17 protein-coding genes are annotated in these 14948 nt (G+C 73.3%); 11 read left to right on the top strand and 6 right to left on the bottom strand.

Annotated features, from left to right (window positions below):
* Positions 1-28: 28 nt before the first annotated feature.
* From MOJ79_RS01155 to MOJ79_RS01140, 4 genes are all read right to left on the bottom strand, one after another.
* A complete protein-coding gene (locus tag MOJ79_RS01155) occupies positions 29-1597 on the bottom strand; it encodes an ABC transporter substrate-binding protein (RefSeq protein WP_241922491.1) in 1569 nt (522 codons plus the stop codon).
* A 25-nt stretch (positions 1598-1622) separates the two neighbouring features.
* The gene (locus MOJ79_RS01150) at positions 1623-2606 is read right to left on the bottom strand and encodes an ABC transporter permease (protein ID WP_241922490.1); all 984 of its coding nucleotides are present in this window, start codon (positions 2604-2606) and stop codon (positions 1623-1625) included.
* A gap of 56 nt (positions 2607-2662) precedes the next feature.
* Positions 2663-2920 carry a hypothetical protein gene (locus tag MOJ79_RS01145; protein ID WP_241922489.1) on the bottom strand — a complete coding sequence of 86 codons (258 nt, stop codon included), beginning with the start codon at positions 2918-2920 and terminating at the stop codon, positions 2663-2665.
* Positions 2921-3051: 131 nt separating this feature from the next.
* The gene (locus tag MOJ79_RS01140; protein WP_241922488.1) at positions 3052-4197 is read right to left on the bottom strand and encodes a porin; all 1146 of its coding nucleotides are present in this window, start codon (positions 4195-4197) and stop codon (positions 3052-3054) included.
* 246 nt (positions 4198-4443) lie between these two features.
* On the opposite strand from MOJ79_RS01140, the gene coq7 reads away from it, so the two are divergent.
* Complete coding sequence (gene coq7 / locus MOJ79_RS01135) at positions 4444-5082, top strand: 2-polyprenyl-3-methyl-6-methoxy-1,4-benzoquinone monooxygenase (protein ID WP_442863081.1); 639 nt, start codon at positions 4444-4446, stop codon at positions 5080-5082.
* A gap of 24 nt (positions 5083-5106) precedes the next feature.
* Here coq7 and MOJ79_RS01130 read toward each other — a convergent pair whose 3' ends face one another.
* Complete coding sequence (locus MOJ79_RS01130; RefSeq protein WP_241922486.1) at positions 5107-5532, bottom strand: OsmC family protein; 426 nt, start codon at positions 5530-5532, stop codon at positions 5107-5109.
* A gap of 310 nt (positions 5533-5842) precedes the next feature.
* Here MOJ79_RS01130 and ilvA point away from each other — a divergent pair, with 310 nt between their 5' ends.
* Positions 5843-7414: a threonine ammonia-lyase, biosynthetic gene (gene ilvA / locus MOJ79_RS01125; protein ID WP_241922485.1), complete on the top strand. Its 1572-nt coding sequence runs from the start codon at positions 5843-5845 to the stop codon at positions 7412-7414.
* 33 nt (positions 7415-7447) lie between these two features.
* On the top strand, positions 7448-8536 hold the full coding sequence (locus MOJ79_RS01120; RefSeq protein ID WP_241922484.1) for a nicotinate-nucleotide--dimethylbenzimidazole phosphoribosyltransferase: 1089 nt from the start codon (positions 7448-7450) through the stop codon (positions 8534-8536).
* A gap of 38 nt (positions 8537-8574) precedes the next feature.
* Here the strand turns inward: MOJ79_RS01120 and MOJ79_RS01115 are convergent, their stop codons facing one another.
* A complete protein-coding gene (locus tag MOJ79_RS01115) occupies positions 8575-9162 on the bottom strand; it encodes a hypothetical protein (RefSeq protein ID WP_241922483.1) in 588 nt (195 codons plus the stop codon).
* 59 nt (positions 9163-9221) lie between these two features.
* On the opposite strand from MOJ79_RS01115, the gene gspG reads away from it, so the two are divergent.
* From gspG to gspN, 8 genes are all read left to right on the top strand, one after another.
* Positions 9222-9689, top strand: a complete 468-nt coding sequence (gene gspG, locus MOJ79_RS01110; RefSeq protein WP_259374238.1) for a type II secretion system major pseudopilin GspG — start codon at positions 9222-9224, stop codon at positions 9687-9689.
* A gap of 27 nt (positions 9690-9716) precedes the next feature.
* Positions 9717-10163, top strand: a complete 447-nt coding sequence (locus MOJ79_RS01105; RefSeq protein WP_241922482.1) for a pilus assembly FimT family protein — start codon at positions 9717-9719, stop codon at positions 10161-10163.
* Positions 10160-10537, top strand: coding sequence for a type II secretion system minor pseudopilin GspI (gene gspI / locus MOJ79_RS01100; RefSeq protein ID WP_241922481.1), 378 nt, complete (start codon positions 10160-10162; stop codon positions 10535-10537). Before MOJ79_RS01105 ends, gspI begins: the two co-directional genes overlap by 4 nt.
* 1 nt (position 10538) lies before the next feature.
* Complete coding sequence (locus MOJ79_RS01095; RefSeq protein WP_241922480.1) at positions 10539-11204, top strand: prepilin-type N-terminal cleavage/methylation domain-containing protein; 666 nt, start codon at positions 10539-10541, stop codon at positions 11202-11204.
* Complete coding sequence (gspK, locus tag MOJ79_RS01090) at positions 11201-12163, top strand: type II secretion system minor pseudopilin GspK (RefSeq protein WP_241922479.1); 963 nt, start codon at positions 11201-11203, stop codon at positions 12161-12163. Before MOJ79_RS01095 ends, gspK begins: the two co-directional genes overlap by 4 nt.
* Positions 12164-12298: 135 nt before the next feature.
* Complete coding sequence (gene gspL, locus MOJ79_RS01085; protein WP_241922478.1) at positions 12299-13543, top strand: type II secretion system protein GspL; 1245 nt, start codon at positions 12299-12301, stop codon at positions 13541-13543.
* A complete protein-coding gene (gspM, locus tag MOJ79_RS01080; RefSeq protein WP_241922477.1) occupies positions 13540-14049 on the top strand; it encodes a type II secretion system protein GspM in 510 nt (169 codons plus the stop codon). Before gspL ends, gspM begins: the two co-directional genes overlap by 4 nt.
* Positions 14046-14948 (top strand): type II secretion system protein N, encoded by a 903-nt coding sequence (gspN, locus tag MOJ79_RS01075; RefSeq protein ID WP_241922476.1) that lies wholly within the window; start codon positions 14046-14048, stop codon positions 14946-14948. The genes gspM and gspN overlap by 4 nt, the downstream gene beginning before the upstream one ends.

Genomic DNA, 14948 nt, shown 5'->3' with positions numbered 1-14948 from the left:
CACGCGGCGACGGGCGGGCGCGCAAGACTCACTTCACGTGGATGTAGCGGAACGGCATGAAGTTGTCGGGCAGCTGCACGACCTCGACGTTCTTCTTCATGCCCCACGCCAGCGCCTGCTGGTGCAGCGGGATGTGGCCGATGTCGTCCTGGTGGATCTTGAACGCCTCGGCGATCATCGCGTTGCGCTTGGCCTGGTCGGTCTCGCTCTGGATCAGGTTGGTCAGCTCGTCGACGCGCGGATTGCTGTACGAGCCCAGATTGAACTGGCCCTGGCCCTTGTCGTTGGGCGTGTGCATCAGCGCGTTGAGCGGGTTGTGCGAGTCGTAGGTGCCCGGCGTCCAGCCCAGCAGGTAGAAGCTCGTGTCACGGCGCAGGATCTTCGGGAAGTACGTCGCCTTGCTCTCGGCCTGCAGGTTGACCTTGACGCCGATGCGCGCGAGGTTGGCCGCCACCGCCTGGCAGATCTCGCCGTCGTTGACGTAGCGGTCGTTCGGGCAGTTCATGCCGACCTCGAAGCCGTTCGGGTAGCCGGCCTCGGCGAGCAGCTTGCGCGCCGCGTCGGGGTCGTAGGGCAGGCGCTTGTTGAGCTCGGGCACGAAGCCCTTGATGCCCGGCGCGACCATCAGACCCGTGGGCGTGGCCGCGCCGCGCATCACGCGGCTCTTGATCGTCTCGATGTCGATCGCCTGGTAGAAGGCCTGGCGCACCCGCTTGTCCTTGAACGGGTTCTTGCCCTTGACGCTGGACTGCAGCAGCTCGTCGCGCTTCTGGTCCATGCCGAGGAAGATCGTGCGCAGCTCGGGGCCCTGCATCACCTTCAGGTTCGGGTTGGCGGCGATGCGCGGCACGTCCTGCAGCGGCACCGGCTCCATCAGGTCGATCTCGCCCGACAGCAGCGCCGCGACGCGCGTCGCGTCGTTGCCGATCGGCGTGAAGATCACCTCGGTGACGTTGCCTTCGATCTTGCCCCAGTAGTTCGGGTTGCGCTGGAACGTCGTGCGCGTCGTCGGCTGGCGCTCGCGCAGGCGGAACGGGCCGGTGCCGTTGGCGCGGAAGCTCGCCGCGTTCTCGACGCCCTTGCGGCGATCGACCGGCAGCTCGGCCTTGTTGTCCTCGCACCACTTCTTGCTCATGATGTACACGAGCGAGATCACGTCGGGCAGGATCGGGAACGGCGCCGTCGTCTCGATCTCGACGGTGTGCGCGTCGACCTTGCGCACCTCCTTGATCGACGCGGTGTAGCTCTTCATGTCGGAGCCCTCGCCGGCAGCGCGCCTGAACGAGAACACGACGTCGTCGGCGGTGAACGGCGTGCCATCGTGGAACGTGACCCCCTTGCGCAGCTCGAAGCGCCACACCGTGGGCGAGGTCTGCCGCCACGCGGTGGCCAGCGCGGGCTTGAGCGCGAGCTTCTCGTCGCGGCCGACCAGCGGCTCGTAGACGTTGGCGGTCACGCTCAACTGCAGCGACTCGTTGAGCGAGTGCGGGTCCATCGACGTCGCGTCGCCCTGGTTGGCCACGCGCAGCGTGGCCGCCGACGCGGTGCCGAACGCCAGCGCGAGCGCGGCGGCGACGAGGGTGGTCTTGAGCTTCATGCAGATCTCCTTGGACGAAGTGCCGTCAGTGCGCGGCAGCGGATGTCTCGATCCGCAGCCGCGGATCGACGGCGAAATACAGCAGGTCGACGACGAGGTTGATGACGACGAAGATCAGCGCGATCAGGCACAGGTACGCGGCCATCACCGGGATGTCGGCGAACTGCACGGCCTGGATGAACAGCAGCCCCATGCCGGGCCACTGGAACACCGTCTCGGTGATGATCGCGAACGCGATCAGCGAGCCCAGCTGCAGCCCGGTGATCGTGATCACCGGCACCAGCGTGTTCTTCAGCGCGTGGCCGAAGTGCACCGTGCGGTCGGGCAGCCCGCGGGCGCGCGCGAACTTGATGTAGTCGGTGCGCAGCACCTCGAGCATCTCGGCGCGCACCAGCCGCATGATCAGCGCGAGCTGGAAGATCGCCAGCGTGACCGCCGGCAGGATCAGGTGCTTCCAGCCGGTGGGCGTCAGCAGCCCGGTGGTCCACGCACCGATCGCCACCACCTCGCCGCGGCCGAAGCTCGGCAGCACCTTGAGCTCGACGGCGAACACGAGGATCAGCAGGATGCCGATCAGGAAGGTCGGCAGCGACACGCCGAGCAGCGACGCCGCCATCGCCACCTGCGCACCGAAGCTGCCGCGCCGCAGCGCCGCGTACACACCCAGCGGCACGCCGACCGCGAGCGCGAGCACCGCGGCGGCGAAGGCGAGCTCGATCGTCGCCGGGAAGCGCTCTGCGATCAGCGCCGACACCTTGCGCCCCTGGCGCAGGCTCAGGCCGAACTCGCCCTGCATCGCGTTGCCGACGAAGCGCGCGAACTGCGCCGGAAACGGCTGGTCCAGCCCGAGATCGGCGCGCAGCCGCTCGCGCTGCTCGGGCGTCGCGTCCTGGCCGAGCAGGTTGGTCACCGGGTCGCCGACGTACTGGAACAGCATGAACGCGATGAAAGCCACCGTCAGCATCACGACGATGGCCTGCACCAGGCGGCGGAGGATGAACGCGAGCATCGGGGGCGGACTGTAGCGCGCCCGCAAGCGCGCAGCGGCGGGACAGCCTTCGGACCTCAGGGAGCCTTCACGGGCGGCATGTCGAGGCGATGATCCGCGCGGCGCACGACGCCGGCGCTGGCCTTCACCAACCACGGGATCGCCGGATCGTGCGGCGGGAGGTGCGGCACGTCCAGCCAGCCGCGCTGGCACAGCGTCAGTGCGCACTCGAACCGCGTTCGGACTCGCACCGCACCGAGGGTTGGCGGGAAACGTGTGGGTGTCTTCGTCCCGGCGTATCGATTCGTGGTCGACGACGGCTTGCGATCGCTCATCGGAGCCGAGCGCGATTCTCACCAGGGCCTGCGCCGCCGCCGGGTCCGGGGGCAGGAACAAAAAAGCCCGCCGTGCGGGGCACGACGGGCTTCGTCGTCACAACCCGGGCTGACCGCAGTCAGCCGAAGGGTCAGAACGAGTGGCGGATACCGGCGATCAGGCCCGTCTTCTTGTCCCAGGCGTAGATCGAGGTACCGAGGCCGGCGCCGTCGTCCTTCGTCTCGCCGTAGTAGGCATAGGCCTGCGTACGCTTGCTCAAGTCGTACGTGAAGCCGACTTGCCACTGCTTGAAGTCGTTGATGTCGGTGCCGTTCTCGGTCTTGCCCTGGCCGTACTGGGCGATGACAGCAGCGGCACCGAACGGCACGCGCACACCAATCTGCCACGCGCTGAAGTCGAGGTCCAGCACGTCGCCGCTGTTGCCCATGTTGTACGTGCCCGCGACGCGCGCGACGCCGAAGTCGTAGCTCGCGCCGAGCTGCGTCAGCTTGGCAGTGTTGTCCGCCGAGCTCGTCGTGAACAGACCGCCGGGGACACCGACCTGCTCGGTCGTGTACTGCGTGTAGGCCACCGCCACGCTCAGCGGACCCGAGCGGTACTGGGCCATCGCGCCGATGCGCACTTCATCGCGCGAACCGTTGTTGTCGGACTCGAACTTGTTCAGGTTCGGGCCCGCACCGTACTGCAGGCGCAGCGTCAGGCCGCCGGCGATGGTCGGCGAGATGTAGGTGATGCCGTTGGCGCGCGTGCCGCCGGCGAACTGCTGACCCCAGACGTGCGACTGGTCGGCACCGTGCTGGCCTTCCGAGCCCACCTGGTAGCCCGACAGCGTCGACAGCTCGTAGAGGTTGGTGTACTGGTAGCCGAGGCGCACTTCACCGAAACCACCGCTCAGCGCGACGTACGACTGGCGGTTCAGGCTGGTCGAGCTGCGGCCGCCTTCACCGATGCCGGTCTGCGCCAGGCCGTCCATCTGGTGGCCCGAGTTGGACGTGCGCTGGTTCGTCAGCTGCTGGCTCGTGACGCTCAGGCCCTGCTCGATCACGAAGCTGGCCTTCAGGCCACCGCCCAGGTCCTCGACACCGCGGAAGCCGAAACGGTTGCCCGCCGCGCCGCCGTCTTGGATGCCCTGCGACTTGGTGTCGCCGAGGGTGTCGTCCGACCACGACTTGTAGCCGTAGCCGGCATCGATGACGCCGTACAGCGTGACCGACGACTGCGCGAACGCGCCGCCCGCGACCAGGGCCGCGGCCAGGGCAATCAGGGATTTCTTCATTACCTATCTCCAGGGTTGAACGGGGGAAGTCCCGGTTCGGGGAACGATGCCCGCCTGCGCGGCGGGGTCGATCTGCGTAACCTCCGCAACGGGAAGTCGAGGCGTATTGCACCAGAGGGGTTCGCCCGCGCGCTAGCGGGGAACCGTGAAGCCACCCGACTTTGTTGCAGTGATACAACGCGCTTACATGTGAGCATGCGCTCGCTCCTCTCGGTTGTGAACCCTGTCACGCCGCGGCGATCGGCTATGCTCGGGCCCATGAGCTTCGCCGACGCCTTGCTGGTGGCCGCCGACAACGGGCTGCGCACGCTGTTCGGCCGCGTGCACGCGTCGCGCCCGGCGCCCGCGGCAGGCGCGCCGGCGCCCGAACTCGACGCCGACGAGCGCGAACTCGCCGGCGCGCTGATGCGCGTGAACCACGTCGGCGAGGTCTGCGCGCAGGCGCTGTACCAGGCGCAGGCACTGACCGCGCGCTCGCCCGCGCTGCGCGCGCAGATGCGACGCGCCGCGCGCGAAGAGACCGACCACCTCGCGTGGACGCAGCAGCGCCTCGACGAGCTCGGCGACCACGCGAGCCGGCTCAACCCGCTGTGGTACGCCGGTGCGTTCGGCATCGGCCTGCTGGCCGGGCGCTTCGGCGACCGCGTGAGCCTGGGCTTCGTCGTCGAGACCGAGCGTCAGGTCGAGCAGCACTTGGCCGGGCACCTGCAGCGCCTGCCCGCGCGCGACACGGCATCGCGCGCGATCGTCGAGCAGATGATGGTCGACGAGGCGCGCCACGCCGCCGACGCGCTGGCCGCCGGCGGCGCCGAGCTGCCGCTGCCGGTGCGGCTGCTGATGCGCGCCGCGGCCAAGGTGATGACGGTCACGGCGCACCGCGTCTGACGCGCGGCGCCGCGCGCGCGGGCTTCAGGCCGCCTCGACGATCTCGAAACTGGTCACGATCTCGGCCGTCTTGGCCAGCATTGCGGTGGCCGAGCAGTACTTCTCGTGCGACAGAGCGATCGCGCGCTCGACGGCCGCTGCGGGCAGCCCCTTGCCGCGCACGATGAAGTGCAGCGCGATGCGCGTGAACACCTTGGGGTCGGCGGCGGCGCGCTCGGCGCTCATCTTCACCTGGCAGCCGCGCACGTCGTGGCGGCCGCGCTTGAGGATCAGCACGACGTCGTAGGCCGTGCAGCCGCCGGCGCCGGCGAGCAGCGTCTCCATCGGCCGCGGCGCGAGGTTGCGCCCGCCGCCATCGGGGGCGCCGTCCATCGCGAGCAGGTGGCCGCTGCCCGTCTCGGCGACGAAGGCCATGCCGCTGTCGGCGAGCCACTGGACCGTGCATTCCATGCGTGCGCTCCTGCACCACGACGGTGCCGGTGTTACGAAAGCGTGGCATTGTGCACTGCGGCGACGGCCGTCTGGAGTGGTCACTCCAGCGATGGCGCCGTGGGCATATTGCAGCGCAACATCGCTCGCGCTAGACTGCCGCCAAGGTTTGGACGAGCGATCAAGCCTCGCAGGCTGCGCGACGCCGACCACCGGTTGTCTCCTCCACCTCCTTCAATGGTGGTTCGGGCCCGGGGCGCGAGCCCCGGGCTCTTTTTTTTCGCGCCGAGGCGGCGGCTATCATCGCCGCCCCCACCGATTCGCCCACGCCATGGCTGGTGCCCGCCCCCGAGCCGACCGCGCGCCGCGCGCACCGCGCCGCACGCCCAAAGTCGCCCCCGACTACCTGCGCCGCATCCTGACGGCCAAGGTCTACGACGTCGCGATCGAGTCGCCGCTCGAGCCGGCGCGCTCGCTGTCGAAGCGGCTGCACAACACGGTGCTGCTCAAGCGCGAGGACCAGCAGCCGGTGTTCAGCTTCAAGCTGCGCGGCGCGTACAACAAGATGGCGCACCTGGCGCCCGAGCAGCTCGCGCGCGGCGTGATCTGCGCGTCGGCCGGCAACCACGCGCAGGGCGTCGCGCTCGCGGCCAAGCGGCTGGGCTGCCGCGCCGAGATCGTGATGCCGGTGACGACACCGCAGCTCAAGATCGACGCGGTGCGCGCGCTCGGCGGCCACGTCGTGCTGCACGGCGACAGCTACTCCGACGCCTATGCGCGCGCGCTCGAGATCGAGCGCGAGCGCGGCCTGACCTTCGTGCACCCGTTCGACGACCCCGACGTGATCGCCGGCCAGGGGACGATCGGCATGGAGATCCTGCGCCAGCACCCGGGGCCGATCGACGCCGTGTTCGTCGCCATCGGCGGCGGCGGGCTCGTGGCCGGCGTCGCGTCGTACATCAAGGCCGTGCGCCCCGAGGTGCGCGTGATCGGCGTGCAGATGCGCGACTCCGACGCGATGCTGCGCTCGGTGCGCGCCGGCAAGCGCGTCGCGCTGCACGACGTCGGGCTGTTCTCCGACGGCACCGCGGTCAAGATGGTCGGCGAGGAGACGTTCCGCCTCGCGCGCGCACTCGTCGACGACTACGTCGTCGTCGACACCGACGCGGTGTGCGCCGCGATCAAGGACGTGTTCGAGGACACGCGCAGCATCATGGAGCCGGCCGGGGCGCTGGGCGTGGCGGCGATCAAGCAGTACGTCGAGGCCACCGGCGCGCGGGACCAGACGCTGGTGGCGATCACCTGCGGCGCGAACATGAACTTCGACCGCCTGCGCTTCGTCGCCGAGCGCGCCGAGGTCGGCGAGCAGCGCGAGGCGCTGTTCGCGGTGACGATCCCCGAGGAGCGCGGCTCGTTCAAGCGCTTCTGCGCGCTGGTGGGCCCGCGCAACGTGACCGAGTTCAACTACCGCATCAGCGACGCGAAGGTCGCGCACGTGTTCGTCGGCGTCGCGACGCACCAGCGCGGCGAGGCGGCGCGCATCGCGGCGAACTTCGAGCGCCACGGCTTCCCGACCGTCAACCTCACCGACGACGAGCTGGCCAAGCTGCACGTGCGCCACATGGTCGGCGGCCGCTCCGAGCTCGCGCGCGACGAGCGGCTGTTCCGCTTCGTGTTCCCCGAGCGGCCCGGCGCGCTGATGAAGTTCCTCGCCGCGATGCACCCGGGCTGGAACATCAGCCTGTTCCACTACCGCAACCAGGGCGCCGACTACGGCCGCATCCTGGTCGGCATCCAGGTGCCGCGCGGCGACCGCCGCGCGCTGCGGCAGTTCCTCGACACGCTGGGCTACCCCTACGTCGACGAGACCGACAACCCGGTGTACCGCCTGTTCCTGCGCTGACGCGGCGCGCGGGGGCGCGCATACACTGGGGCCATGTCCGCCTCGCGCTCGCTCGTCGCACCGACGTCGAACCCGCTGCTCGAACGCGCGCTGCTCGACAAGCTGCACAAGCGCAGCCTGACGTGCGGCAGCTTCGGCGAGCTCGAGCCGCTGGCGGTGCGACTCGGGCTGATCCAGAACACGCTCAAGCCGCGGCTGCGCGACCCGCAGGTGCTGCTGTTCGCGAGCGACCACGGCTTGGCCGTCGACGGCATCGCCGAGGCCGGGCGCAGCACGCGCGACCAGGTGCTGCAGGTGCTGCACGCGCGCTCGCCGCTGACGGTGTTCGCGCGCCAGCAGGGCATCGCGCTGACGGTCGTCGACGCCGGCGTCGCCGACCCGCTGCCGGCGCACGAGCTGCTGCTGGTGCGCAAGATCGCGCACGGCACGCGCAACGCGCGCGTGCACGCGGCGATGAGCCTCGAGCAGGCGCACGCGGCGATCCGCGCCGGCATGGAGATCGCCGAGGCGATGCCGGGCAACGTCGCGCTGTGCGCCGGCCTCGGCGTGGGCGCCGACGTCAGCGCCGCGCTGGTGCTCGCGCGCCTGTCGCAGGTGCCGCTGCGCCACCTGCTGTGGGCCGGCCCGACGATGACGGAGGCCACGCTGGCGCAGCTGCTGCTCGTCGCGCAGAGTGCGCAGGGGCGCCACCGCGGCGTCGCCGAGCCGGTCGAGGTGCTGGCCGCGTTCGGGGGCTTCGAGATCGCGATGCTCGTCGGCCTGATGCTCGCGGTGGCCGCCAAGCGCCAGCTGCTGCTCGTCGACGGCATGGCTGCCTGCGCGGCGCTGCGCGTCGCGCAGCGCATCGCGGCGCCGGTCACCGACTACTGCGTGTTCTGCCGCAGCCACGGCCGCCAGAACCTCGACCACGCGCTGGGCGTGTTCCACGCGAGCGCGCTGCTCGAGCTGGGCATGGACAGCATCGACGGCACCGGCGCGACGCTCGCGTGGCCGCTGGTCAAGTCGGCCGCCGCGCTGCTGACCGACGTCGCCGAAGGCGACGAGCCCGGCCCGTCGCGCCCGGCCGCGCTCGATGCGGCGCTGGCCGGCACCCCCGCCCCCGCCGGCGACTCGGTGCGCTGAGCGCCGCGGCCGTCAATCGGCCGGTCCGCGCCGGTGGTTCAGTCGTTGCTCGGCGGTTCGTCGCCCGCTGGCGGCGCCGGCGCGGGCGCAGCGACGGCTGGCGCACGCGGCAGCATCCCGGGCATCGGCGCCGGCGGCGGCATCGCGCCGGCGCGTGCCGGCGGCAGCGCGCCGGTGGCGGGCGGCGGCAGGGCCGGCAGTTCGAGTTCGACCGTCGCGGTGCCGTCGCGCGGCCCGAGCGACGCGCCGCGCCGGTGCACGGCCAGCAGCACGGTCTGCCCATCGACGACGGCGCCGACGCGAAACGCGCGCGCGGGCTTGTCGTCGACGGCGATCAGCGCGACGCCGCCGCGGTCGGACGGCGTCTTCGGCGCAACGACGCCGAGCAGGCGAAAGCGCGACGCCGCCGCCGGCTCGACCGCCCCGTCGGCGTCGCCGTCTTCGGTCGCCCCGGCCTGCGGCGGCGCGCCGAGCACGCGCGACCAGTCGCCGCGCATCGCCGCGGCGGGGCCCACCGGCGTCGTGAACGACGGCGCGCGCGGCGCCTCGACGCCCAGGCGCAGCGCCCAGAACACCGCACTCGCCCCCACGGCGCCCCAGGTCACGAACGCAAACAGGCGGGTCATCATCGGCGTCTATTATTGAGAAGTTCCGTTCACGCCCGCTGCCGGGCCTCCCGCGCGCCATGCCCCCGCACCCCCGACCCCGCCCCGCCCGCGACCTGCCTGCCGTTGCGCGCCGCCGCGCCGCGGCGGGCTTCACGCTGATCGAGCTGATGGTGGTGCTCGTCATCATCGGCGTGCTCGCCGCGCTGATCGTGCCCAACGTGCTCGACCGCGCCGACGACGCGCGCGTGACCGCCGCGCGCACCGACGTCAACAACCTGATGCAGGCGCTCAAGCTGTACCGCCTCGACAACCAGCGCTACCCGACCGCCGAGCAGGGGCTCGACGCGCTGGTGCGCCGGCCCACCACCGGCCCGGTCCCGCCGAACTGGAAGCCCTACGTCGAGAAGCTGCCCAACGACCCCTGGGGCCGCCCGTACCAGTACCTGAACCCCGGGGTGCGCGGCGAGATCGACGTCTTCAGCTTCGGCGCCGACGGACAGCCCGGCGGCGAGGGCAAGGACGCCGACATCGGCTCCTGGCAGTAGCGCCGCGCGCTGGCGCGACGACCCGTGATGCGCGTCCAACGCGGGTTCACGCTGATCGAGCTGATGGTGGTGGTCGCGCTGGTCGCGATCAGCGCCGGCGCGATCGCGATCGCGCTGCGCGACAGCGCCGCCGACCGCCTCGAGCGCGAGGGCGCGCGGCTGGCCGCGCTGCTCGAGTCGGCGCGCGCCGAGGCGCGCGCCACCGGCGTGCCGGTGCGCTTCGAGCTCGCGGCCGCCGACGACCCGGCGGGCGCGCACTTCCGCTTCGTCGGCCTGCCGCGGGCGACGCCGCTGCCGTCGCGCTGGCTCGACGCCGACGTCGGCGCGCAGATCGTCGGCGCGCGCGCGCTCGTGCTCGGCCCCGAGCCGCTGCTGCCGCCGCAGGCGATCGTGCTGCGGCTGGGCGAGCAGCGGCTGACGCTGGCCACCGACGGGCTGGCACCGTTCGGGCCGTCGGCGCTGTCCACGCCATGACGTCGGCGCTACGCCGCCGCGGCGCCGCGGGCTTCACGCTCGTCGAGACGCTGGTCGCGCTGGCCATCGTCGCGATCACGCTCGGCGCCGGCCTGAAGGCCGCCGGTGCGCTGAGCGGCAACACGCAGCGGCTCGTCGACGTGACCGCGGCGCAGTGGTGCGCCGACAACCGGCTGACCGAGCTGAAGCTCGCGCGCCAGTTCCCCGGCATCGGCGACAGCGACTTCGCGTGCGAGCAGCTCGGCCGCACCTACGCCGGGCGGCTCGAGGTGCGCGCGACGCCGAACCCCAACTTCCGCCGCGTCGACGCGCGCATCGCCGACGAGGCCGGGCAGCCGCTGCTGACGCTGTCGACGGTGCTGCCGCGCTTTTGAGATGGCCCGTCTCCACGGCGACTTCGACCCACCGCGCCGCCACGGTGCGCGTGGCTTCACGCTCGTCGAGGTGCTCGTCGCACTCGTCGTGATGGCGGTGCTCAGCGCGCTGGCGTGGCGCGGCGTCGACGGCATGGCGCGCGCGCGCGAGGTCAACGCCGAGCAGACGCAGCGCATGCTGCGCCTCGACACGGTGCTCGCGCAGTGGGCGCACGACCTGCAGGCGGTGCGCGAGGTCGGCGTCGTGCCCGCGCTGGCCTTCGACGGTGCGTCGCTGCGGCTCGTGCGCGATGCCGGCGACGGCGTGCAGCTCGTCGTGTGGGCGCTGCGCGGCACGACGCTGACGCGCTGGGCCAGCCCCGTCGTCACGCGCGTGGGCGAGCTGCAGGACAGCTGGCTGCGCTCGCTGCAGCTGCTGGGCAACGAGCCGGGGCAGCTGCGCGCGCTCGACGGTGTGGCCACGCTGCAGGTCTTCTTCTTCCGCCGCAACGGCTGGAGCAACGCGCAGTCCAGCGGCGACGTCGCCGCGCCGGGAACCGCGCCGGCCGGTGCCGCCACCGAGGAACTGCCCGGCGGCGTGCGCATCGTGCTCGCGTTCGACGCCGCGTCGGGGTGGGCCGGCACGCTCACGCGCGACGTCGCGCTCGGCCCGCAGACCCCGCAATGACCGCGCCGCGCCACGCCACCCGCCACCGCCGTGCGCGCCCGCAGCGCGGCGCCGCGCTGCTGGTGGCGATGCTGATCCTCAGCGTCGTCGCGACGCTGGCCACGGCAATGGTCTGGCAGCAGTGGCGCGCGGTGCAGGTCGAGGCGGCCGAGCGTGCGCGCACGCAGTCGGCGTGGATCCTCAACGGGGCGCTCGACTGGGCGCGGCTGATCCTGCGCGAGGACGGCCGCGACGGTGGCGCCGATCACCTCGGCGAGCCGTGGGCCGTGCCGCTGGCCGAGGCGCGGCTGTCGACCTTCCTCGCGGTGGACCGCGATGCGACGACCGACGACGGCCCCGAGGCCTTTCTCGCCGGCGCCATCACCGACGCGCAGGCACGCTACAACCTGCGCAACCTCGTCGTGCAGGGCCAGGTCGTGCCGGCGCAGCTGCGCGTGCTGCAGCGCCTGTGCGAGGCGGCGGGGCTGCCGGCCTCGGTCGCCGAGCAGATCGCCGCCGGGCTGCGCGCCGCGTGGAGCGACAGCGCCGACGCCGACGCGCCGCTCACGCCGCGCCACGTCGCCGAGCTGCGCTGGCTCGGCGTGTCCGACGACGCGGTGCAGCGTCTGGCGCCGTGGCTGACGCTGCTGCCGGCGCCGACGCCGGTCAACCTGAACACGGCGCCGCGCGAGGTGCTGGCGGCCGTGCTCGAGGGGCTGGATGCCGCGAGCGCCGAGCGCCTCGTGCAGGCGCGCGACCGCAGCCCGTTTCGCAGCGTCGAACAGGCGAAGTCGGTGCTCGGCGCCGACTCGCCGGTGCGCTTCGACGGCACCGGCGTGACCACCGCCTATTTCGTCGTGCAGGGCCGCCTGCGGCTCGACGACCGCATCGTCGAGGAACGCTCGCTGGTGCAGCGCAGCGGGCGCGATGTCGTCGTGCTGCAGCGCGAGCGTGTCAACATGGTCGAGGCACCGCGGTGACCGCCGCCGCGCCCGCCCCCGCCGGCGCGCCGTGGTGCGCGGTGCGGCGCCGCGCCGACGCGGACGCCACCCCGCGCCGCGTCGTCGTTTTCGACGTTGTCCCCCGTTGCCGAACCCGCTAGCCTGCCCGCCCCGATGTCGTACCTCGTGATCCAGCTGCCCGCGCGCGAGCGCCTGCGCCCCGGCGCCACCGCCGCGGCCCGCGCGGCGGGCGAATACGCCTACGTCACGAGCGCCGACGGGCGCAGCGTCGCCGCGCACGGCCGCTGCGCGCCGGCGCTGCTGCCGAAGGCCGACACCGTCGTCGCCGTCGTCGCCGACACCGACGTCGGCTGGCACCGGCCGACGCTGCCGAAGGCACCGCCGTCCAAGCTGCGCGCGGCGCTGGTCGGCGTGCTCGAGGACGCGCTGCTCGACGAGCCCGACGCGATGCACTTCGCGCTCGCGCCCGACGCCGTCGCGGGGCAGCCGGCGTGGGTGGCCGTCGTGCACAAGGGCTGGCTCGCCGCGCACCTGGCCGCGCTCGAGCAGGCCGGTGTCGTCGTCGAGCGCGTCGTGCCGTCGTCGTGGCCCGGCGACGAGCCGCAGGGCCATTTCTGGCTGCCGGCCGGCGCCGACGCCGACGCACCACCGATGCTGACCTGGTCCGACGCGCAGGGCGTGGCCACGCTGCGGCTGGCGGGCGGGCTCGCGCGCGCGCTGCAGCCGCAGTGGCAGCGCGAGGGCACGCGCTGGAGCGCGACGCCGGCGGCGGCGGCGGCGGCCGAGCAGTGGCTCGGCCAGCCGGTGCGTGTCGTCAGCGACGACGAACGCGCGCTGCAGGCCGCGCGCTCGCTGTGGAACCTGCGCCAGTTCGACCTCGCGCCGCGCCACCGCGGCACGCGTGCGCTGCGCGCGCTGGCGCGCCAGCTGCTCGGTCCCGCGTGGCGGCCGGTGCGCATCGGGCTCGCCGGGCTGGCCGTCGTGCACGTCGTCGGGCTGAACCTGTGGGCCTGGCAGCAGCGCGCGGCGATCGCCGAGCGCCGGCAGGCGATGGTCGAGCTGCTGCGCAGCACGCACCCGCAGGTGCGCAGCGTGCTCGACGCGCCGCTGCAGATGCAGCGCGAGACGGCACTGCTGCGCGCGTCGGCCGGCCGCGCCGGCGACGCCGACCTCGAAGCGCTGCTCGGCGCCGCCGCGGCCGCGTGGCCCGAGGACCAGGGCCCGGCGCCGTCGCTGCGCTACGAAAGCGGACGGCTGAGCTTCGGCGCCGCCGGCTGGAGCGCACCGCACGTCGAGGCCTTCGGCCAGCGCCTGCGCGCCGGCGGCTGGCGCGTCGAGGCCGCCGACGGGCGCGTGACCGTCTCGCGCCCGGCCGACGCGGCAGGGGGGCGCTCGTGACGGCGTCGGCGCGCGGTGCACTGACGGCCTGGGCCGCACCGTGGCGCGCGCGCTGGCAGGCCCTGGCGGCACGCGAACGCCGGCTGCTCGCGCTGGCCGCCACCGTGGTCGCGGCGTTCGCGCTGTGGTCGGTCGCGGTGGCGCCGGCGTGGCGCACCGCGCGCGACGCGCCGGTCGAACTCGAGCGGCTCGAGCGGCAATGGCAGGAGATGCAGCGGCTGGCCGCCGAGACGCGCGAGCTGCGTGCGACGCCGCCGCTGCCGCCGGGGCAGGCCGCTGCCGCGCTCGAGGCATCGACGCAGCGCCTGGGCGGCGCGGCGCGGCTCGTCGTCGCCGGCGACCGCGCGACGGTGACGCTCAACGGCGTCGACGGCGCGCGCCTGCGCGAGTGGCTCACCGAGGTGCGCAGCGGCGCGCGTGCGCAGCCGGTCGAGCTGCAGCTCACGCGCAGCGCGCAGGGCTACAGCGGCAGCGTCGTGCTGGTGCTGCCGGGAGGCAGCACGTGAACGCGGCACCCCGCAGCGCATGGCTGCCGCGCCGCGCGACGGTGCGCGCGGGGTTCGCGGCGTCGGGCTTCGCCGAGTCGACGCTGGCGGATCGCGCCTGGGACCGCCGCCGCCGCGCGGTGCGGCGCTGGGGCGCGTGGGGTGCGGCCGTCGGCGCGCTCGCCGCGCTCGTCGTGTTCGCGCCGGCGGCGTGGCTCGCGCGCGCCGTCGACGGCGCGACGCAGGGCCGGGTGCAGCTCGCCGACGCGCAGGGCACCGTCTGGCGCGGCAGCGCCGTGCTGCTGCTCGCCGGCGGTGCGGGCAGCCGCGACGCCGCCGCGCTGCCCGGGCGGCTCGCATGGGCGCTGCACTGGCGCGCACGCGCGGTCGACCTGAGGCTCGAGCACGCCTGCTGCCTGCCCGAGGGCGTCACGCTGCGCTGGCACCCGGGCGTCGCGCGCCAGACGCTCGAGATGCTGCCGACGCGCAGCGGCACCATCGGCCAGTGGCCGGCGGCGTGGCTCGCCGGGCTGGGCACGCCGTGGAACACGCTGCAGCTCGGCGGCGCGCTGCGGCTGATCTCGCCGGCGTGGCGGCTCGAACACGAGGCCGGCCGCACGCGCTTCGTCGGGCGGCTGCAGCTCGACCTCGTCGGCGCGTCGTCGCGGCTGGCGACGATCGACCCGCTGGGCAGCTACAGTGTGTCGCTGCAAGGCGGCGCCGGCGACGACGGCCCGTCGCTCGTGCTGACGACGCTCGACGGCGCGCTGCGCCTGACGGGCAGCGGACAGTGGCGCGACGGCCGGCTGCACTTTGCCGGGCAGGCCGAGGCCGCCCCCGGCAGCGAGGCCGCGTTGAACAACCTGCTGAACATCATCGGCCGCCGCCAGGGCGCGGCCTCCCTGATCAGGATCGGATGA

Origin of the sequence: Calidifontimicrobium sp. SYSU G02091 (assembly GCF_022631395.1) — a bacterium.
Lineage (GTDB): Bacteria > Pseudomonadota > Gammaproteobacteria > Burkholderiales > Burkholderiaceae_C > Calidifontimicrobium > Calidifontimicrobium sediminis.
The sequence above is the reverse complement of the archived record's forward strand: the minus strand, read 5'-3'. Positions and strand labels throughout refer to the sequence as shown.